Source organism: Massilia cellulosiltytica (assembly GCF_047325105.1).
Lineage (GTDB): Bacteria > Pseudomonadota > Gammaproteobacteria > Burkholderiales > Burkholderiaceae_D > Telluria > Telluria orientalis.
Genome location: NZ_CP168562.1, coordinates 4,325,567 through 4,347,754 on the forward strand (window position 1 = coordinate 4,325,567; position 22,188 = coordinate 4,347,754).

The window sequence follows — 22,188 nt, forward strand, 5'->3', positions numbered from 1 at the left end:
AAGCATAGGCCGTCCCTCATGGGCAACGATATCGCCGGTAATCGAATTTCTTGCACTCCGCAGAAATTGCAAGGAATGTCAGCTAGAGTAAAAATCGGACGTGACGGGTGGCGTCGGTCAGGCAAGCGGGCCGGAAGAATTGGCTGCCACGCCACAGGCCGCTCGTGGAACCAGGGAGCGGATGACCGGCGCGCCCCGCATCGACTTTGTTGCATTGAAGAAATATCGCGTGGATGCGGTGGACTGGAGCGCCGACCACCTGCCTGCCCGGGATGCCCGGCTCGAAGAAATACATTGCCTGCCGCTGGTCGAAAAGCTGCCACGCAAGCATGCGCGCGAGGGGGACGATCTGGAGGGACTGGACCGGCCAGCATAAGCCGGGGCCATGCTCGACCCGGTAGCGACTTCATCAGGTGCAAGATGGCAAAGGGACTCGATGCACGCGGCCAGACGACACCGGCGCTCCGGTTGCAAGCTGCGGTTCAGATCGAAAGACCGCTGCGGCACGTTTGCGGTGCCGCAGCGGTCATTGGCGGCGTCTGGGACGTATGACTCAGTTGGTGTAGATCAGACCGCGGCCGGCGCCACTGAAGTACACGCGCCCGTAGGTGTTCCAGTCGCCCGCCATCGCGCCGATGCCGCCGTACTGGTGCGCATCATCGTTGAAGCGCGCCCAGGTCGCACCACCATCGTCGGAGTGGTACAAGCCCCATACGCCATTCATCGTACCCACGACGTAGATCGCGGCCGAGTACGGGCTGCCCGCCTGTGCCTTGCCCAGGGCGATCACGCTGGCGCCATGCAGTTGGCCCCGCGCGCCGTCGTCGCCGACCGTCGCGAAGCCGTTCAGCCTGGTCCAGGTCGACCCCGAATTGGTCGAGTGGTACACGGCGTTGCCGTCGGCCAGCCAGAGGTCACCCTCGACGTTCGGGTTGACCACCATCGACGTGAGATCAAAGGCGTTGTGATACAGGTTCGCCGACACCGAGCCCTGGCTCAGCGTGAAGTTGTGGCCGCCATCGGTCGAGACGTAGACCTTGCCCGCCGGCCCCCAGAATGCGCCCCCCGAATCGTACGCATAGACCTTGTTCGGATTCTTCCGGTCGACGACCAGGCGATAGCCGTTAGCCCAGCCGCCGGGGTTTGCCGGCGCCGGCAGGTTGGTCGCGGTCCAGCTCGCGCCATTGTTCGTGGTATAGGATGGCACCGAGCCGGACGGCGCCCAGATCACGTTGTTGCGCGACGTGGTCACGATACTCCCGTTGTCGGAATCGTTCGCTGCCGCGCCCGCAGGCAGGGTCGCGAAGTTCGACCACGAGTTGCCGGCGTCGCCGGACCAGAAGCCGAAGACGCTTTTTGGTTGCGTTGCGTTGTTGAGGCCGGCACCGACGATGTAATTCGGATCAGACCACAGCACGTCCGCGTAGTTGCCATTGTTCCAATCGGCGAGAGGGCCCCTGGTCGGCGTCGTCGCGAGGTCGGTCTGGACCCATGTCCCGATGTCGCCTGCGCTGTTGACGAACTTGTATGGCGCGCCGGCCGGCGGCGTGACGATGGCCAGGGTGGCGGTCTCCTCGAGGTTGTTGTTCGGGAAGTCCCAGCTCGGCGTGGCCGACGACGCGTTCCAGGTTTCCCAGACGCCGCCGCCGGTGACGTGCATGATGTGGTCGCGGTTGACTGGATCGATCTCGACGTCGTCGATCCAGCCCCAGAACTGTCCGCCGTAATGCAGCATGCCGCCCGCGATTTCGCGCCAGGTGCTGCCGCCGTTGTCGGACAGCTGGACGACAGGACCGGCGGCGCTCCAGGTTCCGGTCACGGCCAGCGCGATACGGGCCGTCGAGCCGGTGCCGTACACGGACACACCGCCGTAGCCGCCGCCGGTCGTGATGCTGGAGAGCTGGGTCCAGGACTCATTGCCGGCCACGCCACCGAACTTGTAGAGGTAGCCGGGACCGCCGGCGCCCTCGCCGGCGTTCTGGTTGAATACCACATAGTACATGCCGTCGCTGGCACGCACCATGTGCGGGACGTAGTAACCGGACACGTTCGACGGGACCGACACCGGCGTCCACGAAAAGCCGCCGTTGACGGACTTGTACAGGATCGAGGTCAGGCCCGCCACCTGGCCGTAGTCCGGCGCGACGGCGGCATACATGATCCAGGTCGTCTGGCCGCCACCCACGTTCGAGTTGTCGAACATGATCTGCTCGACGCCCTTCACGGCGCCGATCGCCTGGATCTGGGCGCCCGTGAGCACGGTGCTCGACAGACCCGTCTGGGTCCACGTCTGACCCGAGTTCGTGCTTTTCCACAGGCCGGCCGTGCGCGAGGCGTAGAACATCGTCGACGGATTGGTGGGATCGAGCTTCAGGCGTTCGCCGATGGCCCGGCCGCCTTCATTGCCACCCACCGGGAAAGGCAGGTCGTAGTGCGTCCAGGTGAGGCCGCGGTTGCTGGAGGCATAGATACGGCCGTTGATCGGGTTGCCGCCGCCGTCTTTCGTATACACGCCGGTGACCAGATAGACGAGCTGGTCGTTGGCCGGATCGAGGGCAATGCTTTCGACGCCGTGAAACTCGCTCTCGCCCCCGCTGAAACCGATGCCGTCGGTGATGGGCGTCCACGACCCGTTTGAATCATTCCAGCGGTAGGCGCCGCCGATGTCGGTGCGTGCGTACATGAGGCCCGCGGTCGTCGGATGGTAGACGAGACCGGTGACGTAGCCGCCACCGGCCCACTTCACGCTCGCATAACTGGTGGCCGAGCCGGTGGTGGCGGCGAGGGCCGGCGCGGTGCCGGACGCGCCGGGGGTCGTGCTGCCCCCGCTGCAACCGGCGAGAAGCGCCGCGACCAGCGTCGGGACGATGAAATTATGCTTCCGAAACATATTGTCTCCTCAAATAGGATAGGCTTGACGTTTTCCGGTAGCGAACGTAGCTCCGCCACGCTGGCCGGCGCCACAATCGTTGCGGAAGTCAGCTTCAAAAAACGCCTGGTTCAACGCACTTACTGGATAGACGTAACGCCGCTGTTCAGCGCCACGTCGGCCTTGCTGCAATCCCCGCTATCCAGGCCGGCCCGGGCGGCACTGAGCCTGAAGCTCAGGATCACGTCGCGCACGCTGCATCCCAGCTCCTGGCGAAACACGGCGTCGAGCGTAGAGCGCGACACGCCCACGTATTGGGCCACCTGTTTGGTCCTGATGCCCTGGCACGCATACTGGCGGATGAAGTGGCGCGCGCGCATCACGTTCGGATGCTTGATCAGCTGGTACTGGCTGGATGCGTGCACGTTGATGCCGGCCGGCGGCACCACGATCGGCGTCTGCGGCGGGCACACCCCGTGCAGCATCTGCCCCATTAGACGGGCGGCCGCGCGCCCGATATCCTGCGCGCCCTGGATCACGGAACTGAGCGGTATGCGGGTGAGCCTGCGCACCAGCGGGTCGTTGTCGATGCCGATGATCGCCACCTGTTCCGGCACTTCGATGTTGGCGATAATGCAGGCCTGTATGAGCTGGCGTGCACGCGCGTCCGTGACGGCGATGATGCCAACCGGTTTGGGCAGGCGGCGCAACCAGTCAATCTGCCCCAGGACCGCCTCGTCCCACGAATGGACGCTGGTTTCGCAGCCGCGGAATATCTCCGCTTCAAGGCGGTCGCCCTGCATCAGGCTGCGGAAGGCATTCTCGCGCTCCTGCGCCCAGCGGTTTTCCGCGGTGGCGGGAACGCTGAACATGGCGAAACGCTGCAGGCCGACATCGATCAGATGCTGATGTGCCAGTTCGATCAGCTTGATATTGTCGGTCGCGACGTAGGGCACACCGGCCGGGTAATTGGACGGGTCGGCATAGGAACCGCCAATTGCGACCACCGGTACGCTACAGCGCGACAACGCTTCTGCCACGGCTGGATCGTCAAAGTTGGCGATAACGCCGTCGCCCTGCCAGTGCTCGATGCCCGCAAGGCGCAATCGGAAATCTTCTTCAAGGAAGATATCCCAGGCCGCCCCCGTACTTCCAAAATAGGCGGCAATGCCGGCAATGACTTCGTAATCGAATATCTTGTTCGCGTTGAATAACAGTGCGATCCGCTGTACTTTCTTCGTGTCCATTTTATTTGTGTGTTTGGAAAACATTTCCGAAACCTCAGCGGGCCGATTCCCAGCATCGGCTGGGTGCCGGGTTCGGGCACCATGGCGAACGGAAGACGGTCGCGGAATCGGGCCCGTGTGTGAAACATAGGCCGGTCCGCACGGGCACCGATATCGCTGTCAAGCGAATTTCTTGCAAACCGCAGAAATTGCAAGCGATGTCGGCCACAGTAGAAATCGGCCGTGGCGGCCGGCGCCATGGAGACTGGCAGGGGTGGGATGACCGCGCCTCGCGCGGTCCTGGATGGCAGCGGTTCAGCCGCAGTGTTCAGGCGCGTGGTTCCGGCGGAGCGCTATCGGCGGGCTGTTCCTGCTACGGCTGCCGGGATCCAGCTGCCTCGACCAATTTTCACTGTGGTTAAGATTGCTTGCAATTTCTGCGGATTGCTAGAAATTCGATTGCCGCCGATATCGTTGTCCACGACGGATTGCCTATGCTTCAGGCCCAGGCCAGGTTCCGCTACCGCCCACGGCCCCGGACACAAAATAGGCGGCCAATGCCCGACCCTGCCGTCGCGGCGGTCACGGCAAGCGTGCTGGCCGCCCATACGAACGCAAACTTTCAAACATCCGCATAATGATAGGAATCAAGATGAACACCAAACGCACGGCGCAGCTCGTGTTAGGCGTCCTGCTGGGTGCCGCCGCCTACGGCACTTGCTGGGCTCAAAAGGCCGAGGGCCTGGCCAGCACCCCGCAAATGGGCTGGAACAGCTGGAACAAATTCGCCTGCGAAATCGACGAGCGCCTGATCCGCGAGACCGCCGACGCCATGGTCAAGCAGGGCTTGAAGGACGCCGGCTTCCAGTACGTGAACATCGACGATTGCTGGCAAGGCCAGCGTGACGCCGACGGCAATATACAGCCCGACCCCAAGCGCTTCCCATCCGGCATGAAGGCGCTGGCGGACTATGTACATGGCAAGGGACTCAAGCTGGGCATCTACTCGGACGCCGGCGCGACCACCTGCGGCGGCCGTCCCGGCAGCCGCGGCCACGAGTATCAGGATGCGCGGACCTATGCCAGCTGGGACATCGATTACGTCAAGTACGATTGGTGCAACACCCCGAGCATGAACGCTGAAGCGGCCTACACCACGATGCGCGACGCGATCGCCAAGGCGGGCCGTCCGATGCTCTTCAGCTTGTGCGAATGGGGCATGAGCAAGCCCTGGGAGTGGGCCGGCCAGGTCGGCCATTCGTGGCGCACCACACCCGATATCTATAATTGCTTCGACTGCGAATTCAGTCCCGGCCTCTCGACCGGCCTGGGCGTGCTGCGCATCCTCGACAAGCAAGCAGGCCTGCGCAAGTTCGCAGGGCCCGGCCACTGGAACGATATGGACATGCTCGAAGTGGGCAACGGCATGAGCGAGGATGAAGACCGCGCCCATCTGTCGATCTGGGCCATGATGGCCTCGCCCCTCATCCTGGGCAACGACCTGCGCTCCATGTCCGAGTCGACCCGCCGCATCCTGACCAACCGCGGCGTGATCGCGGTGAACCAGGACAAGCTGGGTGTGCAGGCGCTGCGCGTCCTTGCCGACGGTCCGCTGGAAGTCTATGCCAAGCCGCTCGACGGCGGCCAGTGGGCACTGATGTTCCTGAACCGCTCCAACCAGCCTGCCGACGTTCACCACGACTGGAAGAAGCAAGTCCTGATCGACGACCTGAACAACCGGTCAGCCGATTTCAAGCAGACCGTCTACCGCTGGTCCGACCTGTGGAGCAAGAAGACGGGCGACACCAGCGCCAAACTGGAAGCGCGGCTGGCGCCGCACAGCGTGCTGATGCTGCTCTTGACGGGCCCTGCGAAACCATAGGGCGTGGAAGCGGAGCCCGCGCCGGGCGGATGCGCCGGACCTGCAGGACAAGGTGCTGGCGTCCGACGCACGGGCACCTGACGCATGAGCCGACGCCGCCCAGGTTCCATCATGGACCCGGCGCGGGGGGTCGTACCGTCTGCGGTCGTCCGGCGACAAGAACCACTCTGGCGTCGGACATGCCGCTGCGGACCTTCAGCCACGCGTTGATCCGCTTGACCTCGTCGGCGCGCGGCATGCGCCGGCAGGTCGCGCTGAGGAACGGTACCGGCGCCGTGGCATCCGCGCCATCCTGCGCGGCCTTGCCCACGAGGACGTCGCCGCATTGCGGATACTGCGCCTCGAACTCGCGCGTTACCGCGCCGGCCTGCGCCACCCATCCCTGCTGGGCCGTCACCTGGCGGCGCAAGGCCTCGATCGTGGCATCCTTGTCCTGCAGCGCGTCCTGGTTGTTGCGCACGATGTCGGCCAGGATGTCGGCCTTCAGGCTGCCGACGTCGATCTTCTGGCTTTCGACGTGCGGCACCTCGCCCTGGTGCACGAACAGGCGCGCGTTCGCCAGGCCGGCGGATGCCAGTCTCTGTTCGATGGCCTTGATCGCCGTCCTGGCCAGCGGCGTGCCGATCAGGGTGACTTCGATGTCGTGCGTGCCGGGCGCGACGCGGGTCTCGAGCACGTGCACCGTCGCCGCGTTGAACTCCTTGCGCACGAACTCGCGCGCGCGGCTGCCGAAGACCTCGTTGTCGACGAGACGCGCCGCCAGCCAGATGCTTGGCAGCGCGGTGAGCAGGACGACCGCAAGCAATGCTCGCTTGACGCGGCGCTCCTTCACCGGGTCGATGAATTTCCGGTGCGGCAGACGAAGGAAGTCGATGACGATCACGGCCGCGAATGCGATGAACACGCAGTTGATCGAGAACAGGTAGAAGGCGCCGCCGAACACCGACCAGTTCGCGTTGGCAAGGCCGTAGCCGGCCGTGCACAACGGCGGCATCAGCGCCGTCGCGATGGCCACGCCGGGGATCACGTTCGATTTTTCGCGTCGCGTCTGCCCGATGATGCCGGCCAGGCCGCCCGCCAGCGCGATCAGGACATCCCACAGCGAGGGTGTCGTCCGCGCCAGCAGTTCCGACTGCGCTTCGGCCAGCGGCGTGACGAGGAAATACAGTGTCGACGTCCCCAGGCTGATCGTGGCGGCGATGCCGAGGTTGGCGAGCGCGCGGCGGATCAGCGCGAAATCGAGGATGCCGATCCCGTAGCCGAATCCGACGATCGGCCCCATCAACGGCGACACCAGCATGGCGCCGATGATCACGGCGGTCGAGTTGGTGTTCAGGCCGACGGACGCAATCAGGATCGCCAGCATCAGGATCCACAGGGTCGCGCCCTGCAGCTCCACGCCGGCACGGATGGCGCGGTCGATCTCGGCGTCGTCCGCCTTGTCGTCGTGGAGGCTGAAACGGTGGGCGATGGCGGCGCGCAGCGATGGCGGCGGGGGTTGGGTGTCGGGTGCGTTCATGAAATCGGTGGACGACGGAGGATAACCGGAGAATTTTCGCCCACGCGTCGCATTTGTCCAAACATTTCTTGCGGCGAAGCATCAAATCGTTGCACGATTGCCGCCCTGGTTACAATCGCGGCAAGTGCGGACTCAGCCGCGCGCCGCGAGCCGGTTTCTGGCCAGCCATACACGCACCCGGTTGGCGTCGGCCGCACGGGAAAATTTTCCCTGCGCGTCGAGGAACACCATGACCGTCGGCCGGCCCGCGACGGTGGCGTGCAGGACCATGCACCGGCCCGCCTCCGAGATATAGCCTGTCTTCTGCAGCCGGATCTTCCAGCGCCGGCTGGCGGTCAGCCGGTTCGTGTTGTGGTAGACGGTACGCTCCGGGCCCTGGCGGATCGTGAACTGCCGGTCCGTCGAATAACGCCGTATGAGCGCATGGCGTTCGGCGGCAACGACGAGCCGGGCCAGGTCTTCCGGCGTGGAGACGTTGGCGCTCGACAGGCCGGTCGGCTCCACGTAGCGCGTACGCCGCATGCCCAGCGCCCGCGCTTTCGCGTTCATGGCCGCGACGAATGCCTTCGTTCCGCCCGGGTAGTGCCGTCCGAGGGCCGACGCCGCGCGGTTTTCCGAACTCATCAGCGCAATGTGCAGCATGGCCGCGCGCGACAGGCGCGTGCCGACGCGCAGCCGCGACGACGAGTATTTGAGACGGTCGACGTCCGCATCCGTCACCTTCAACATTTCCGCCATGTCCTGCCTCGCTTCCAGCACGACCAGGGCCGTCATGAGCTTGGTCAGCGACGCGATGGGCATCACGGCCCGCGCATTCTTCCCGTACAGGACCGCCTTCGTCTTCGGATCGAGGATGAGGACGGCACTGGACTTCAGCGCCACCATCCTGGCCACCTTGGCGGCGCGGGCGTGGCGCGCCTGGGCGGAGTGGAACGGCACTGACAGGCACGCCAGCGCCAGCAAGAGAGAGGCAAGGATTTTCATATCGCCGGATCGGCAGTTGGGTGAACCCGGCCATGGTAGGCAGGCCGACTTAGCAAACTCTTAGCGTCAGGAAATCAGTAAGGCGGCATGTCGAAGTGACCGTGATCGATGCTGACCGTATAGGCGTCCACGCCGGACCAGTCGGTCAGATTGAACACGGTCCGGGAATCCGCGAGCTTCCTGATCTCGACCCGGTCGATCGACAGCGGCACGCCGGGTTCGCATTCGATCGGCGGCGCCAGCGGACGCACGAAATACACGGCGCCCTCGGCGTCGCTCCACGGATTCTTGACCCTGCGGGCGATATAGTCGTGCTTGTCCGGCGTACTTTCGATGAGCAGGGCCGCCTGTTCGCTGACGCCGATGCCCCGTACGCCGGCCAGGTTCTTTTGCGCCGCCGACAACTTGCCCAAGCAGCCGGTGCCCTCCCCGCCACCCAGGCGCGACAGGAAGGCGATCAGGCGCCCCATCCGCTTGCGACGGACGAAGTGGGAGTCCGTCAGCACGCCCATCATCGGCTCGGGGACCAGGAAGCTCTTGCCGGGGTCGGCCGGGTCGGGGTCGAGCGTGATACGCGGATCGAACGGGTTGGACAGCGCCGCCGCGGAATCGATCGTGCCCTGCAACGCGGCGAACGCATATTCGCCCAGGATGGCGAGGCCGGCGCTCGTGCCGCCGATCGGTATGTTCCGGTTCAGCAAGGCGTTCAGGCTGCGCTCGAGCGCGGTTCCTTTCCAGAAGCGGATATACCGGCTCTGGTCGCCCCCTGCGATGAAGATGGCGTCGGCGCGGCGCACGACGGCGTTGACGAATGGATCGTCGGCGGCGGCCCTGCTGGGAACGACAAGGGTCTCGACCGAGCTCAGGCCCAATGCCGCTCCGCCTACCCAGTAAGGTTCCGCCTGTTCGCTTGTCTTGTTGCCGGGACCGCTGTAGTAGATATACGGATTGTAACCATCGGCCCCGCTGGCCCGCAGCACGACGAAGCGCCCGCCTGTGCCCGGCTTGATCCCCGCCCTGCGTATCATCCAGCGAAAGGCCTGGTCGACGTCCTGGCCACCGCCCATCAGGACGATGCTTGTCTCGGGATGACGCACCGGCAACGCGATACTGGCCTGCGGCTCGCCGATTGCGACATAGCGGAAATCGTCGCCGTCCGCGTGTACGGCACCTGACCACATGAACAGCAGAAAGCCCACCAGAAGCATGGCGAATCGACGAGGATCGGATCGGGTGCGTTGGGTCATGTTTACGCCAGGTCACGGTTACCGGCAGCGCCATCAGTATGCCTCCATACCGCTGCCGCAGGGTGCGTGATTCGACTGCGCCGCGGGCTAAGTATTCGCTAAGTGAGGCCCCCTATCCTTGCGCTCGTCACGCGATCGGGGAAGGAAGTCGAACATGGTTGGATGGATCCCGCCGCAGCGCTTCGCCGCCGCGCGGCCGGGCAGCATGAGGATCGGACTCGAGTGGATGGTGCTCGACCACGAGACGTACGATCTGCATCCCGCGGCCCCCGCCATCGCGTTCCGGCTGGGCGGGCAGGACGCGGCCTGGGCGGCCACCCCGGAAAGCGACGCGGCGACACTCGACGTGGCCACCTCGGCGCTGGACGGCTACTGCGCGCTGGCGGACGCGCTCGAAGACATGCGGTGCCGCGTGCGGCGGGCCGCCCGCTCGGCCGGGGCCGCGGTCGCGGGCGGCGGCTCCCATCCGGTCCGGACGGGCGGCCGGCAACGCAACCATGCCGCGGGCTTCGGCATGCACGTCCAGATCGGTGCGCCGGGCGCCGACGAGGCGGTGCGCATCGGCGCCTGGCTGAACCAGCGCGCGCCACTGTTCATCGCGCTGTCCGCAAGCTCGCCGTACTGGCGCGGGCAGGACTCGGGCTTTTGCAGCGCACGCAACAACGTGGCCGCGACGTTCCAGGGCAGCGGCATCATGCCGCCCGCGCTGCGCAGCTGGCAGGACGTCGTGCAGCATGTCGCGCGCCTCGCGGAATACGGCCTCGCCGCGCGCGTCGAGGACGTCGACTGGGACGTCCGTCCGGATCCCGGACACGGGGCGGTCGAGCTTTGCGCGCTCGACGCGCCCTTGCATCCGGCCTATGCCGCTGCCCTCGCCTGCTACGCGCGCGAGTTGTGCGTCGAAGTCGCGGAACGCCCCGGCAGCTGGCCCTGCCGGCGGGCCGCCGACGTGTATCCATGGAACCGCTTCAACGCCACGCGGCGGGGCGTGCTGGGCGAGTGGATCGACCCGTGCACGCGGAAGAAACACAGCATCGCCCACGTGGTGCGAAACGACCTCGCCCGCCTGGCGGCACGCTCGGACGATCCGGACTTCCCGGCCGCGTGCGTCTTGATCGATGAGCTGCTGCATAATGGTGGACAGGCAGGCTGGCTGACCGCGCACATGGCCGCCGGCGCCCGGCCGGACGACCTGGCGCGGCTGGCGAGCGCGATGTTCGACAGCCCGGTGCTGCCCGGATGGAAAGTGGAACAATGAGAGTATTGCTGGTGGAAGACGATCCCATGATCGGCACCGTCGTGCAACATGCGCTGCGCGACGCGAGCTACGCGGCCGACTGGGTATGCGACGGCGAAGCCGCGCTGACGGCGCTGCTGGTGCATGAGTACGCGCTGGTCCTGCTGGACCTGAACCTGCCCCGCATGGACGGCATGGACGTGCTGCGCCGCATCCGCGCGGCGCACAACGGCGTGCCGGTGCTGCTGCTGACGGCGCGGGAAGCGACGGAAGACCGCGTGGCGGGCCTCGACGGCGGCGCGGACGACTATCTCGTCAAGCCATTCGCGATGAACGAACTGCTGGCGCGCATGCGCGCGCTGAGCCGCCGCGCCGAGGGTACGGGCAGCACCGTGCTGGGCAACGGCATCGTCGAACTCGATCCCGCGACCCACGAGGCGCGCGCCGGCACGACGACCGTGCGCCTGACGGCACGCGAATTCCCGCTGCTGCAGGCCCTGCTCGTACGGCCAGGGGCCATCCTCTCCCGCCTGGAACTCGAACACAGGGTCTACGGCTGGAACGAAGAGATCGAGAGCAACGCGATCGAGTTCCTGATCCATTCGATCCGCAAGAAGCTGGGCAGCGACATCATCAAGAACGTCCGGGGCGTCGGATGGATGGTCGCGAAGGGCCGTTGACGGCGTCGTTGCGCTTCAGGCTGTCGCTGTGGATCTCGGCGGCCATCCTGGTCGGCGCCGTCGGCGCCGGCCTCTATTCCTACATGGCCGCCACCGCCGAGGCGCACCGCGGCCAGGACACGCAGCTGCGCCAGGTCGGCTACCTCATCAGCAGACTGGACGCCGTGCCGACATCGCCGATGGCGCGCGAAAAGGTCGGCGACGTCGATTTCGACGCGCGCCTGATCGTGCGTTTCATCGACGCGCCCGGCACCCGCATTCCCGAACCGGAAAGGCCCCCGCGTTTCGGCCCGTCCCTGCCCGACGGATTGCAGACGGTTGCCATCGGCGACGAAACATGGCGCGTCTTCGTCCGCACCAACCTGAAAGGTGTACGCGTCGCCGTCGCGCAGCAGACGGCGGTCCGCGACGCCGCGGCCCGCTCGAGCGCCCTGCGCACCGTGATGCCCATCCTGTTCCTCGGTCCGGTCCTCATCCTGCTGACGGCGCTGCTGGTGCGTACGATGTTCCTGCCCCTGCAAAGGCTGGCCGTACAGCTCGGCAAGCGCCGCGGCCACGACTTGCGCGAACTGGACAGGACGCCGCTCCCGTCCGAGGTGTGGCCCTTCGTCAGCGAGATCAACAAGCTGATCGCCCGCACCGCGCGCGCACTGGCGCTGCAGCGGCGCTTCATCGCGGACGCGGCGCATGAACTGCGTTCGCCGATGACGGCCATGTCGCTGCAGGCGGAGCGCCTGGCGGCGACCGAGATGCCGCGCGAGGCGCGCGCCCGGCTCGATACCCTGTCGGCAGGCCTGGCACGCACGCGCATCCTGCTCGACCAGTTGCTGACGCTGGCACGCGCCCAGGAGGGCGGCGGCGAGCCATTGACGCAGGTACCGTTGCAGAAGGCGATCCAGGAAGCCTTCGAGGACCTCGTGCCGCTGGCGGAGGCCAAGGCGATCGATCTCGGGATGGTGGGCGATGCCGATGCGTCGGTTACGGGGCGCGCCATGGACATCCGGATCCTCGTCAAGAATCTCGTCGACAATGCGATACGCTACACGCCGGAAGGCGGACGCGTCGACATCGGCGTGACCGCCGCGAGCGACCGCATCGTGCTCGACGTCGACGACACGGGACCGGGCATCGTCCCCGCCGAGCGCGAGCGCGTGTTCGATCCGTTCTACCGCGTGCTCGGCAGCGGCGAGATCGGTTCGGGCCTGGGACTCGCGATCACGGCGTCGATCGTCGACCGGATCGGTGCGACCATCTCCCTGCTCGACCGGCCGGACGGCGAGCGGGGACTGCGGGTCCGCGTCGTCTTCCCCGCCGGTGTGCATGGCCAGGCGGGTCCTCGACGTGCCATGCCTTCGCCATGATCCGCTCGGCGAGCGCCTCATACGATGCATGCTTGTCCTGAACATGGCGATAGATGGCGCCACGACTGGCGCCCGACGCATGCGCAGTTCGCGCACCGCCCACGGCTTGTCGATCTCCACGGCGGTCAGGCCGAGCGGCCGGCCGATGGCGAGGAACACGTCGTGCGTCCAGGTCGAGCCTGATCTGTTCGTGCTGCGCGAGGAAGGCGCGCAGGTCTTCCGGCAAAAACGCCACGATGGCCGACAGGTTGGCGACCATGCGCACGTAGCCGCGCAGCCCCTGGGCATGCTCGGCGAGTTCCTCCCCGATCTTGTCGACGCTGAGCAGGATGCGCCGCGCGTGGGTCAGCGCCCCTTCTTACCGGATCGCCAGGAAAAGCTGGAGCGTCGTCAGGTCCAGCCGTCTCAGAATATTGTTCAAGTTGTCATGCGCACTGCGCGGGAAGGCGTGGCCAGGAACGCCGGCCGGTCGGACCAGGATAACCACGTTCGCAACGCCCGTTCGCCAAACGCGAACGCTGTCACCCGCCGACAACGGTTCGTGAAAATAACCGCGAATCTGGTTGATGTCGCTGCCGTAAAGCAACTATAAATAGTCGTCCATACGGAAAATCCGCAGCAGACGGACCATCGTGTGCGGCGCCGCCTCAGAGAAAACGACAACATTTCAAGAGAGACAAACCGATGCGCATTTTCGCCAACCTCAACATTGCGAAGCGCCTGGCCGCGGGGTTCGCCCTCGTGCTGGGCCTGACCCTCGTCATCGCCGCGACCGCCATCTGGCGCATGCATGCGATCGCCGACGCGACGCACGCGCTGATGACCGTTCCGCTGGCCAAGGAGCGCATGATCGCGGACTGGCATACGCAGACGTTCGGCGCGATCCGCCGCACGGCCGCGGTCGTGAAAAGCTCGGACCCCAGCCTGGTCGAGTTCTTCAAGGCCGACACCGTCCAGACGGCCGCGCGCGGCAACGCGTTGATCAAGCAGATCGAACCGCTGCTGGAAGGCGACACGGAACGCACGCTGTTCAAGAGCATCGTCGACATACGCAAGGCCTATACGGTCGCCAAGGAAAAGGCCGTCAAGGCGCGCGCCGACGGCGATGTCGACGGCGCCCTCCGCGTCCTCAACGAGGAATTCATGCCGCTGTCGGTGACGTATGAAGCCCGGCAGGCGGAACTGCTCAAGATGCAGCAGGACCGCATCGACGCCATCGCCAAGGGCATCGACGACGCCAACCGTGACAGCGAGCGCCTGATCGGCGCGGTGGCCGGTGCCGCCCTGCTGTTCGGCGCCGTCTGCGCGTGGCTGCTGGCCAATACGATCGTCCACCCGATCCGCCAGGCCGTCGACGTGGCCGAGAAAGTGGCCGGCGGCGACCTCACCCAGCACATCGACGCGAGCGGCACGTGCGAGACGGGCGCCCTGCTGCGCGCCCTGCGCCACATGAACGACAGCCTCGTGGGCATCGTCAGCCAGGTGCGCAGCGGCACCGATACCATCGCGACGGCATCGGCCGAAATCTCGGCGGGCAACATGGACCTGTCCTCGCGCACCGAACAGCAGGCCGGCTCGCTCGGCACGACGGCCAGCACGGTCGAGGAACTGACGGGCACCGTGCGCCAGAACGCGGACAATGCGCGCCAGGCGAGCCAGCTGTCGATCGCCGCGTCGGAAATCGCCACGCAGGGCGGCGCCGTCGTCGACCAGGTCGTGCAGACCATGGGCGCGATCAACGATTCGTCCAAGAAGATCGTCGACATCATTTCGGTCATCGACGGCATCGCGTTCCAGACCAACATCCTCGCGCTGAACGCGGCCGTCGAAGCGGCGCGCGCCGGCGAACAGGGCCGCGGCTTCGCCGTCGTGGCGGGCGAGGTGCGCACGCTGGCCCAGCGCTCGGCCGCCGCGGCGAAAGAGATCAAGGCGCTGATCGTCGATTCCGTCAGCAAGGTCGAGGACGGCACGAAGCTGGTCGACCAGGCCGGCATGACGATGAGCGAAGTGGTCGACAGCATCCGCAAGGTGAGCGACATCGTGGCCGAGATCGCCAGCGCCAGCGGCGAGCAGAGCACCGGCATCGAACAGGTCAACAAAGCCATCGCCGACATGGATTCGTCCACGCAGCACAATGCCGCCCTCGTCGAGGAATCGGCGGCGGCCGCCACCGCGCTGCGCGACCAGGCCGACAGGCTGGCCGAAGTGGTCAGCCTGTTCCACCTCGATGCCAGGGCCGCGCCGGCGCCCACCTCCGCCCGCGCGCGCCTCGGCTACCAGGCCGCCTAGAACGTGTGACGTATCCCGAGCGCGGTCGAGGTGCCGGAACCGGCCCCGCTGCGCTTGTCGTTCATCGCCGCCAGGAACAGGTCGGTGCGCTTGGACAGCGAATAGTCCAGGCACAAGGTGCCGGTCCGGCGGTCGGTGCTGGCCAGCTTCGGCGTGTCGCGGTCGGTGTGGGCGTACGCGGTGATGAGCCGGTATCCCCGCCCCAGCGGCATGGTCGCGCCGAGCGACCAGGTGCGGGTCGAGGTCGGTGTGCCGTACGTCTCGGTCCCCACGGCCGCGGCGTACACCTTCACGGCCAGGAAATCGTAGGCGAAACCGGCCAGCCATGCCTTTTGCTCGGTCAGCACGGGCACCGTCGCGGTCGACAGCAGGCGGACCCGCTGCCCCGACGCCACCGCCGTCAGCGGCCCGGCGTCGTAGCGCAGGTGCACACCGGTGTTGGCGACGCCGGAGCGGCTGGCCGTTTCGCCCGGCGCGTAGTCGAGCGTGCCCACCAGGCCGCCGAACGACGGGGTGCTGTACTGGACGGTGTTGTTCCACACGCTGTCGCCCAGCACGGCGTTGTTGAACGCCGGGATGTAGCTCTGCACGACGAGCGGCGAGAACTGCACCGAGCCGCCGAACGGATTCACCGCCTGCATGCTGATGTAGGTGGGCGTCATGTGGCGCCCGATGCTGATCTTGCCGTACCGGCCCTTCAGCCCGACGAAGGCATTGCGCGAGAACAGCGGATCGACCGGGGTGCGGCCGTACATGCCGCTGTCGGGCTGGAAGAAGCTTTCCAGCGTGAAGAAGGCGCTGGTGCCGCCTCCCAGGTTTTCCTCGCCCCGGAAGCCGAAGAAGGAGGTCGTCAGGCCGCCGCCGTTGACCACGGTGGTCGACGATGGCGCCCCGCTCACCTTGGTGGTGCCGACATAACTGCCGATCAATCCATAAAACTGGACCGACGTGGATTGCGCCTGCACCTGCGTGCACCAGGGCGCCAGCGCCATGGCGGCGGCCATGGACGTGACGATGCGTCGAGTTCTCATGCTCGTGTCTCCTTTTGGTATGGTCATCGCGCCCACTGCGGGGCGCTGTTGGGGATACTGCGGCGCCTAGGGCGCGATCTCTTCGAGGCTGCGGCCGCGCGTCTCGATCATGCCGAGGGCGGCAACGGCGCCGACCACGCTGACGCCGGCGAACAGCAGGAACACGGCGTTGACGCCACCGGAATGCACCAGCATGCCGACCAGCGACGGGCCGACCGCCGACGCGAGGCGCAGCCAGGACGTCGCGATGCCGGTGCCGGCCGCGCGCATCCGGGTCGGATACACCTCGGGCGTGTACAGGTAGAGCACGGCGGCCGTCGAGCCGATGACGCCGTAGCTCAGCGTGGCGAACACCATCACGCTGTCGACGCTGTGCGCGCCATAGAAGCCCAGCCCGGCCAGCATGACGGCGCCGGCGCAGAACGCGGTGACGGTCCAGTTGCGCCGCCCGATGCGGTCGATCACGAAGGCGCAGCCCAGCAGCAGCACGACCTGGGCGATGTTCGTGTACGATGCGGCGCGCAGCGCATCTTTCAGCGGCAGGTGGTACACGGTCTTGTACAGCGTCGGCAGCCAGTTGTTCAGGCTGTTCGACACGAAGAAGGCCGCCGCCCACAGCACCCATACGATCAGCGTGCGCTTGCGGTAGAACGGGGACAGCAGCTCGCCCAGGCGGCGCTGGCCGGCCGGCGCCGGCCTGGTCGCGGCGGTGCGCGGCGGGTTGCGGCGCGGCGTGCTCGCTTCCATGGCGCGCACCACGGCCTCGGCCTCGGCCAGGCGGCCCCGGGAAATCAGCCAGCGCGGCGATTCCGGCAGGCGCGCCACCAGCCATGCGACCACCAGGCCCGGCACCGCGCCGACGTAGAACATCGTCTCCCAGCCCACCGACGGCACCAGCACGGCGCCCAGCTGCCCCGCCGCCATCAGGCCCACCGGGAAGATCATCTCGTACAACATGAAGTACTTGCCGCGCCCGTGGGCGTTCGACAGCTCGTTGATGTAGGTGGCGGCCACCGGCATCTCGCCGCCGACGCCGATGCCCTGGATGAAGCGGCACACCAGCAGCACGTTGAAGTTGCCGCTGAGCGCGCACCCGAGGCTCATCACCGACATGATGGCGATGGCCCAGGTGGCGCTCCTGATCCTGCCGATGCGCTCGGCCAGCCAGCCGAAGTACAGCGCGCCGATCAGCTGGCCCACGTAGCTCGCGCCGATCAGGATGCCGATCTGCACCGGCGCGATGTGCCAGATCGAAATCAGCACCGGCAGCACGAACGCCAGCGCCAGCGCGTCGAACGCATCGAAGAACGTCGCGCTGCCGACGATGACCCGGGCCCGCGCGTGCCAGCCCGAGAACGGTACGCTCTCGATCCGGCGCAACAGATCGTCCGCCTCCGTCCTGTCTTCGACCAGGCGTGTGTTGCCCTGCAAACTATCCTGCATGCTGCTCTCCTCCGGTTAATGTCTGTCTTGTCGTTGCGCCGCGATGGTTCGGCGCGGCGAGCCGGTACCGCTTTCAGTCGGGCGTGCGCATGGCCTCGGCGATGCCTTCCCAGCGCTTCACGGCGCCGGTCTCGATGCCGAACAGGTCGAGCACGCGGCCCAATGTATGGTCGACCATCTCCTCGATGGTGGCCGGCCTGGCGTAGAACGCGGGCACGGGCGGATACACGATCGCGCCCGCGTCGGTCACCGTGGCCAGGCTGCGGATATGGCCGGCGTGCAGCGGCGTCTCGCGCACCATCATCACGAGGCGCCGGCGCTCCTTCAGCATCACGTCCGCCGCGCGCGACAGCAGCGAACCGGTGCAGCCTGTCGCCACCTCGGACAGCGTCTTGATCGAGCACGGCGCGATCACCATGCCGTCGACGCGGAACGAGCCGCTCGAGATGGCGGCGCCGATGTCGGCGTTCGGGTAGAACGCGTCCGCCAGCGGCCGCAGGTCATCGAGTCCCATGTCGAGTTCCTGCGCCAGCGTCACCTGCGCCGAGCGGCTCACGACCAGGTGCGATTCGACGCCGGCCCGGCGCAGCAGGTGCAACAGGCGCACGCCGTACACGGCGCCGGATGCCCCGCTGATGCCGACCACGATGCGGCGGCGCGCCTCGCCGGCCGCCCCCATCATGCGGCCTGCTCGTTCAGCAGCGCGTCGGTGAAGCGCTTGAAGAAGGCGGCGGCCATCTTGCGCGCCACGCCGTCGATCAGGCGCGCGCCCACCTGGGCCAGGCGTCCCGCCACCTGGGCTTCCGAGCGGTAGACGAGGCGCGTGCCGTCGCCTTCCACGTACAGCTGCACGTCGGCGCTGCCCTTGGCATTGCCGGCGGCGCCGCCGCTGCCCTCGAAGCTCAGCGCATAGCCGTCGGGCGGGCGCCGGTCGCGCAAGGTCATGCGGCCGGCGAAGCGCGCCTTGATGGGGCCCACGCTGGCGGCCAGGACCACCTTGTAGCTGTCGTCGCCGTCGGGGTCGAACGTTTCGCAGCCGGGCACGGCGGCCTGCAGGATGCGCGGATCGTTCAGGGCCGCCCATACGGTGTCGCGCGGCAGCGGCAGGATGATTTCGTCGGTCAGTTCCATGTCGTTCTCACTTGTCGAGGATGTGGTGCCACTTGGCCAGCGTGGCCTGCTGCAGTTCCTTGCTCGCTTCCGCCACTTCCGGGAATTCGTCGATGAAATCGTAGGGGCGGCAGGCGTCGATGATCGCCTTCGAGTTGAACGGCGCCTTGTACGGGTACGCGATCGACATCGGGTCGTTCTTCGAGCCCATGCCGCGCTTGATGATGTCGATGTCCAGCTCCGGATCGGAACGCGTGGCCACTGCCCACATCACTTCCTGCATGTTCGACGGATCGATGTCGTCGTCGACCACGATCGTGTAGCGCGACATGTAGGCGCCCACGCCGCACTGGTTGAGGATGTGGCCGGCCTGGCGCGCGTGGCCGGCGTAGCGCTGGCGGATCGATACGACGTTGAACATGCGCGCGCCGCCGATCTCGTGGGCCCACACGCCGGCGACGTCGGGCACGCCGGCCGCCTGCAGCGCGTCGATCAGCAGCGCCGAGCGCATCACGGCCTTCGAGTACGAATAATCGTTGGGCGGCTTGGCCGGCGGGCTGCCCATGATGATCGGATTGTCGCGGTAGTAGACGCGCTCGATCGTGACCACCGGCGCGGTCGCGGGCTTGCCCGGGTAGTAGCCGTGGAATTCGCCGAACGGGCCTTCGATGCGCTCGTCGCCCGGATGGGCCCAGCCTTCGAGTACGATCTCCGCGCCGCTCGGGATCGGCAGGCCGGTCAGCTGGCCCTTCACCACCGACACGGGACGCTGCAGGATCGCGCCGATGTAATTCAGTTCGCACATCCCGAACGGCACCTCGATGCCGGAAATCAGGTAGCCGAGCGGATCGCAGCCGATCACGATCGCGACGGGGAACGGCTTGCCGGCCTTCATGTGCTTGTCGTACTGGATCGCGCCGTGCTTGCCTGGAATCATGTCGAGGCCCACGTGGTTGCGGTCGTGGATCATGACGCGGTAGGTGCCGACGTTGACCCAGTCCGAATCGAGATCGCGCGTCACGACCATGCAGCCGGTGCCGATGTAGCGGCCGCCGTCCTTCTCGTGCCACAGCGGCGCCGGGAAGGCTTCGACGTCGACGTCGGCGCCGCTCGCCACGTTCTCGAACACCGGACCGGTGCCGACGTCCACGGGCTCGTAGTCCGCGGCCTGGGTCTGCCACTGGCGCGGCTTGCCGCGCAGCGCCTGCACGAGGCCCGCGTGGGTGTCGTGGTGACCGAGGCGCAGGATCGACGACAGGCGCGCGGGGCTGCTGGTGCTGCACGTCATGACCCGGAAGCCGTCGGCGTAGCCGGGGATCCGGTCGAACAGCAGCGCCGGCGGGCGGGCGCGCTTCACGTTCAATTCGCTGATCGCGCCCAGTTCGAGGTTCCAGTCGGCGCCGTCGACCTCGACCAGCTCGCCCAGCGCGCGCACTTCCTCGATCCAGGGACGCAGGTCGAGCGCGTCGGGTGTCTTGTTCGTCACATCCATCTCCTTGATTGTTGAGCCTGTAGATTGCGCCGGCCGCGGCGGCGGCGCAAACGATGGTGGTTCATGCCTGGCATGAGAATCCTTCATGCCGGCCGCGTGTATTTGAAGGTGCCCTGCGCGGTGGCGACGAGGGTGCGCTCGTCCACCCACAACTCGCCGCGCGAAAAATAGATGCCGCCGCCGCGCCGCTCGATCCAGCCGCGCGCCGCGATGCGTTCGCCCTTGCCGCGGTCGAGGAAGCTGCACGTCAGCGACAGCGTCAGCCCGTGCAGCGGCTGCGCGTGGTCCGGCGCGTACAGGCCCGCGTAGCCGCAGGCCGCGTCGAGCAGGGTGGCGATCACGCCGCCGTGCAGCACGCCCTGGCGGTTCAGCAGCGCGGGGACGATGTCGACTTCGAACTGCGCGAAGCCGTCGCGCCACCCGGTGCGGCGCGCGCCCAGCAGGTCGAGGAAGGGATTCCCGGGTTCGAACATCGGCGTGCCCGGCCCGTATGCCGCGCCGTTCATCGCAGCGCCCCCGCCAGCCGCGCCGCCACCGCGTCGATGAAGCCGGCCGTGTCCACCGGCGCGCGGCGCGTGGCCGCCAGCGGCGCCAGGTCGGGCGTCAGCACGCCCTCGTCCACCAGGTCCGCCGCCGCCCGTTCCAGGGTCTCGGCGAAGTGCGCGACGTCCGGCGTGCCGTCCAGGCGCGCGCGGTGCCACAGCGCGCGGCTCCACGCATGGATGGTGGCGAGCGGATTGGCCAGCACCGGCGCGCCGGCGCGCCAGCGGTCGTAATGGCGGCGCACGGTGCCGTGCGCGGTCTCGGTCTGCACCAGCCGGCCATCGGGCGACATCAGCACGGACGTCATCAGGCCCGGCGAGCCGTAGCCTTGCGCCATGTAGTCGGCCTGGACGTCGCCGTCGTAGTTCTTGCACGCCCACAGGTAGCCGCCGCCGCTCTTCACGCTGAACGCGGCCATGTCGTCGATCAGGCGCGGCGCGTACACGAGACCCGCTTCGGCGAACGCCGGCGCGAACGCTTCGAATTCCTCGGCGAACAGGTCGACGAAGCGGCCGTCGTACTGTTTCAGCACCGTCGCCTTGTGCGAGAAATACACGGGCATGCGGCGCTGCAGGCCGTAATGGAAGCAGGCGCGCGCGAACCCGCGGATCGAAGCGTCGATATTGAACAGCGCGAGCGCCACGCCCGGGCCGTCGAAGCGGTACAGGTCGCGCGACTCGCTGCCGTCCGCGCCGTCGAACACGAGGCGCACCGTGCCCGGCCCCGGCACCGCCAGTTCCTGCGCGCGGTACTGCTCGCCGAACGCATGGCGCGCGATCACGACCGGCTGCGCCCAGTGCGGCACGAGGCGCGCCACGTTGCGGCAGATGACGGGCTCGCGGAAGATCACGCCGTCGAGCGCCGCGCGCAAGGTGCCGTTCGGCGACGGCAGCGCCCGCGCCAGGCCCAGTTCGCGCTGGCGGGTACGGTCCGGTGTGATGGTCGAGCACTTCAGCGACACGCCGTGCCGCCGCGCCGCGGATGCCGCGTCGAGCGTGACGCGGTCGTCCGTACGCGCACGGTGACCGATCGACAAGTCGAAGCGCACGAGCCCGACGTCCACGAAGGGCAGCACCAGCCGGTCGCGTACCCAAGCCCACATCACCTGCGCCATCTCGTCGCCTTCCATCTCGACCAGCGGCCGTTCCACCCTCACCTTCGCCATCCCGCATCCTGTCCGTTGACGGGCGCGCGGCATGCGAGCCCTGCGGACAGCTTGCCCGCGCCCCGCGCGCGCCGGCAAACGACGTTTTCGAATGGACGGCATGAAAAAAA

General features: G+C 67.1%; 18 protein-coding genes and 1 pseudogene. 6 read left to right on the forward strand and 13 right to left on the reverse strand.

Features of this window, described 5'->3' with window-relative positions; translation table 11 throughout:
- Window positions 1-181 precede the first annotated feature (181 nt).
- Entirely contained in the window at window positions 182-376 is a 195-nt protein-coding gene (locus ACEN9H_RS18770) for a hypothetical protein (RefSeq protein WP_413671625.1), read from the forward strand.
- A 177-nt stretch (window positions 377-553) separates the two neighbouring features.
- Here the strand turns inward: ACEN9H_RS18770 and ACEN9H_RS18775 are convergent, their stop codons facing one another.
- Together ACEN9H_RS18775 and ACEN9H_RS18780 are read right to left on the reverse strand one after the other, a co-directional pair.
- Window positions 554-2,890, reverse strand: a complete 2,337-nt coding sequence (locus ACEN9H_RS18775) for a dockerin (protein ID WP_413671626.1) — start codon at window positions 2,888-2,890, stop codon at window positions 554-556.
- A gap of 119 nt (window positions 2,891-3,009) precedes the next feature.
- On the reverse strand, window positions 3,010-4,140 hold the full coding sequence (locus ACEN9H_RS18780; RefSeq protein ID WP_413671627.1) for a substrate-binding domain-containing protein: 1,131 nt from the start codon (window positions 4,138-4,140) through the stop codon (window positions 3,010-3,012).
- Between the two features lie 607 nt (window positions 4,141-4,747).
- Here ACEN9H_RS18780 and ACEN9H_RS18785 point away from each other — a divergent pair.
- A complete protein-coding gene (locus tag ACEN9H_RS18785) occupies window positions 4,748-5,977 on the forward strand; it encodes a glycoside hydrolase family 27 protein (protein WP_413671628.1) in 1,230 nt (409 codons plus the stop codon).
- A gap of 109 nt (window positions 5,978-6,086) precedes the next feature.
- Here the strand turns inward: ACEN9H_RS18785 and ACEN9H_RS18790 are convergent, their stop codons facing one another.
- The 3 genes from ACEN9H_RS18790 to ACEN9H_RS18800 form a co-directional block, all read right to left on the reverse strand.
- Window positions 6,087-7,496, reverse strand: a complete 1,410-nt coding sequence (locus ACEN9H_RS18790; protein WP_413671629.1) for a DUF389 domain-containing protein — start codon at window positions 7,494-7,496, stop codon at window positions 6,087-6,089.
- A 132-nt stretch (window positions 7,497-7,628) separates the two neighbouring features.
- A complete protein-coding gene (pbpG, locus tag ACEN9H_RS18795) occupies window positions 7,629-8,480 on the reverse strand; it encodes a D-alanyl-D-alanine endopeptidase (RefSeq protein WP_413671630.1) in 852 nt (283 codons plus the stop codon).
- A gap of 74 nt (window positions 8,481-8,554) precedes the next feature.
- Window positions 8,555-9,688: a cyanophycinase gene (locus tag ACEN9H_RS18800; RefSeq protein WP_413671631.1), complete on the reverse strand. Its 1,134-nt coding sequence runs from the start codon at window positions 9,686-9,688 to the stop codon at window positions 8,555-8,557.
- 193 nt (window positions 9,689-9,881) lie between these two features.
- On the opposite strand from ACEN9H_RS18800, the gene ACEN9H_RS18805 reads away from it, so the two are divergent.
- The 3 genes from ACEN9H_RS18805 to ACEN9H_RS18815 are packed head-to-tail and all read left to right on the forward strand — an operon-like array spanning window position 9,882 to window position 13,005.
- On the forward strand, window positions 9,882-10,985 hold the full coding sequence (locus ACEN9H_RS18805) for a glutamate-cysteine ligase family protein (protein WP_413671632.1): 1,104 nt from the start codon (window positions 9,882-9,884) through the stop codon (window positions 10,983-10,985).
- Complete coding sequence (locus ACEN9H_RS18810; protein ID WP_160408899.1) at window positions 10,982-11,644, forward strand: response regulator transcription factor; 663 nt, start codon at window positions 10,982-10,984, stop codon at window positions 11,642-11,644. Before ACEN9H_RS18805 ends, ACEN9H_RS18810 begins: the two co-directional genes overlap by 4 nt.
- Window positions 11,620-13,005, forward strand: a complete 1,386-nt coding sequence (locus ACEN9H_RS18815; protein WP_413671633.1) for an ATP-binding protein — start codon at window positions 11,620-11,622, stop codon at window positions 13,003-13,005. The genes ACEN9H_RS18810 and ACEN9H_RS18815 overlap by 25 nt, the downstream gene beginning before the upstream one ends.
- Before the next feature lie 160 nt (window positions 13,006-13,165).
- Here the strand turns inward: ACEN9H_RS18815 and ACEN9H_RS18820 are convergent.
- Window positions 13,166-13,426 (reverse strand): annotated as a pseudogene (locus tag ACEN9H_RS18820) (LysR family transcriptional regulator); the annotation flags it as partial.
- 263 nt (window positions 13,427-13,689) lie between these two features.
- On the opposite strand from ACEN9H_RS18820, the gene ACEN9H_RS18825 reads away from it, so the two are divergent.
- Window positions 13,690-15,294 (forward strand): methyl-accepting chemotaxis protein, encoded by a 1,605-nt coding sequence (locus ACEN9H_RS18825; protein ID WP_413671634.1) that lies wholly within the window; start codon window positions 13,690-13,692, stop codon window positions 15,292-15,294.
- Here the strand turns inward: ACEN9H_RS18825 and ACEN9H_RS18830 are convergent.
- The 7 genes from ACEN9H_RS18830 to ACEN9H_RS18860 all read right to left on the reverse strand — a co-directional run bounded on the left by ACEN9H_RS18830 (window position 15,291) and on the right by ACEN9H_RS18860 (window position 22,078).
- Complete coding sequence (locus tag ACEN9H_RS18830) at window positions 15,291-16,325, reverse strand: porin (protein WP_413671635.1); 1,035 nt, start codon at window positions 16,323-16,325, stop codon at window positions 15,291-15,293. The genes ACEN9H_RS18825 and ACEN9H_RS18830 overlap by 4 nt on opposite strands.
- A 66-nt stretch (window positions 16,326-16,391) precedes the next feature.
- Entirely contained in the window at window positions 16,392-17,768 is a 1,377-nt protein-coding gene (locus ACEN9H_RS18835) for an MFS transporter (RefSeq protein ID WP_160408889.1), read from the reverse strand.
- Between the two features lie 73 nt (window positions 17,769-17,841).
- Window positions 17,842-18,447, reverse strand: coding sequence for a UbiX family flavin prenyltransferase (locus ACEN9H_RS18840; RefSeq protein ID WP_413675602.1), 606 nt, complete (start codon window positions 18,445-18,447; stop codon window positions 17,842-17,844).
- Window positions 18,447-18,899, reverse strand: a complete 453-nt coding sequence (locus tag ACEN9H_RS18845; RefSeq protein ID WP_413671636.1) for a CoxG family protein — start codon at window positions 18,897-18,899, stop codon at window positions 18,447-18,449. The genes ACEN9H_RS18840 and ACEN9H_RS18845 overlap by 1 nt, the downstream gene beginning before the upstream one ends.
- 7 nt (window positions 18,900-18,906) lie before the next feature.
- Window positions 18,907-20,364, reverse strand: a complete 1,458-nt coding sequence (locus ACEN9H_RS18850; RefSeq protein ID WP_413671637.1) for a UbiD family decarboxylase — start codon at window positions 20,362-20,364, stop codon at window positions 18,907-18,909.
- Between the two features lie 89 nt (window positions 20,365-20,453).
- Window positions 20,454-20,876, reverse strand: a complete 423-nt coding sequence (locus ACEN9H_RS18855; protein ID WP_413671638.1) for a PaaI family thioesterase — start codon at window positions 20,874-20,876, stop codon at window positions 20,454-20,456.
- Window positions 20,873-22,078 (reverse strand): NADP-dependent isocitrate dehydrogenase, encoded by a 1,206-nt coding sequence (locus ACEN9H_RS18860; protein WP_413671639.1) that lies wholly within the window; start codon window positions 22,076-22,078, stop codon window positions 20,873-20,875. Before ACEN9H_RS18860 ends, ACEN9H_RS18855 begins: the two co-directional genes overlap by 4 nt.
- Between the last annotated feature and the right edge of the window lie 110 nt (window positions 22,079-22,188).

What these genes read in the sequence shown, in the direction of transcription:
- ACEN9H_RS18770 (WP_413671625.1), top strand. Translation starts at nt 182, where the DNA reads ATGACCGGCGCGCCCCGCATCGACTTTGTTGCATTGAAGAAATATCGC.
- ACEN9H_RS18775 (WP_413671626.1), bottom strand. Translation starts at nt 2,890, where the DNA reads ATGTTTCGGAAGCATAATTTCATCGTCCCGACGCTGGTCGCGGCGCTT.
- ACEN9H_RS18780 (WP_413671627.1), bottom strand. Translation starts at nt 4,140, where the DNA reads ATGTTTTCCAAACACACAAATAAAATGGACACGAAGAAAGTACAGCGG.
- ACEN9H_RS18785 (WP_413671628.1), top strand. Translation starts at nt 4,748, where the DNA reads ATGAACACCAAACGCACGGCGCAGCTCGTGTTAGGCGTCCTGCTGGGT.
- ACEN9H_RS18790 (WP_413671629.1), bottom strand. Translation starts at nt 7,496, where the DNA reads ATGAACGCACCCGACACCCAACCCCCGCCGCCATCGCTGCGCGCCGCC.
- pbpG (WP_413671630.1), bottom strand. Translation starts at nt 8,480, where the DNA reads ATGAAAATCCTTGCCTCTCTCTTGCTGGCGCTGGCGTGCCTGTCAGTG.
- ACEN9H_RS18800 (WP_413671631.1), bottom strand. Translation starts at nt 9,688, where the DNA reads ATGCTTCTGGTGGGCTTTCTGCTGTTCATGTGGTCAGGTGCCGTACAC.
- ACEN9H_RS18805 (WP_413671632.1), top strand. Translation starts at nt 9,882, where the DNA reads ATGGTTGGATGGATCCCGCCGCAGCGCTTCGCCGCCGCGCGGCCGGGC.
- ACEN9H_RS18810 (WP_160408899.1), top strand. Translation starts at nt 10,982, where the DNA reads ATGAGAGTATTGCTGGTGGAAGACGATCCCATGATCGGCACCGTCGTG.
- ACEN9H_RS18815 (WP_413671633.1), top strand. Translation starts at nt 11,620, where the DNA reads ATGGATGGTCGCGAAGGGCCGTTGACGGCGTCGTTGCGCTTCAGGCTG.
- ACEN9H_RS18825 (WP_413671634.1), top strand. Translation starts at nt 13,690, where the DNA reads ATGCGCATTTTCGCCAACCTCAACATTGCGAAGCGCCTGGCCGCGGGG.
- ACEN9H_RS18830 (WP_413671635.1), bottom strand. Translation starts at nt 16,325, where the DNA reads ATGAGAACTCGACGCATCGTCACGTCCATGGCCGCCGCCATGGCGCTG.
- ACEN9H_RS18835 (WP_160408889.1), bottom strand. Translation starts at nt 17,768, where the DNA reads ATGCAGGATAGTTTGCAGGGCAACACACGCCTGGTCGAAGACAGGACG.
- ACEN9H_RS18840 (WP_413675602.1), bottom strand. Translation starts at nt 18,447, where the DNA reads ATGGGGGCGGCCGGCGAGGCGCGCCGCCGCATCGTGGTCGGCATCAGC.
- ACEN9H_RS18845 (WP_413671636.1), bottom strand. Translation starts at nt 18,899, where the DNA reads ATGGAACTGACCGACGAAATCATCCTGCCGCTGCCGCGCGACACCGTA.
- ACEN9H_RS18855 (WP_413671638.1), bottom strand. Translation starts at nt 20,876, where the DNA reads ATGAACGGCGCGGCATACGGGCCGGGCACGCCGATGTTCGAACCCGGG.
- ACEN9H_RS18860 (WP_413671639.1), bottom strand. Translation starts at nt 22,078, where the DNA reads ATGGCGAAGGTGAGGGTGGAACGGCCGCTGGTCGAGATGGAAGGCGAC.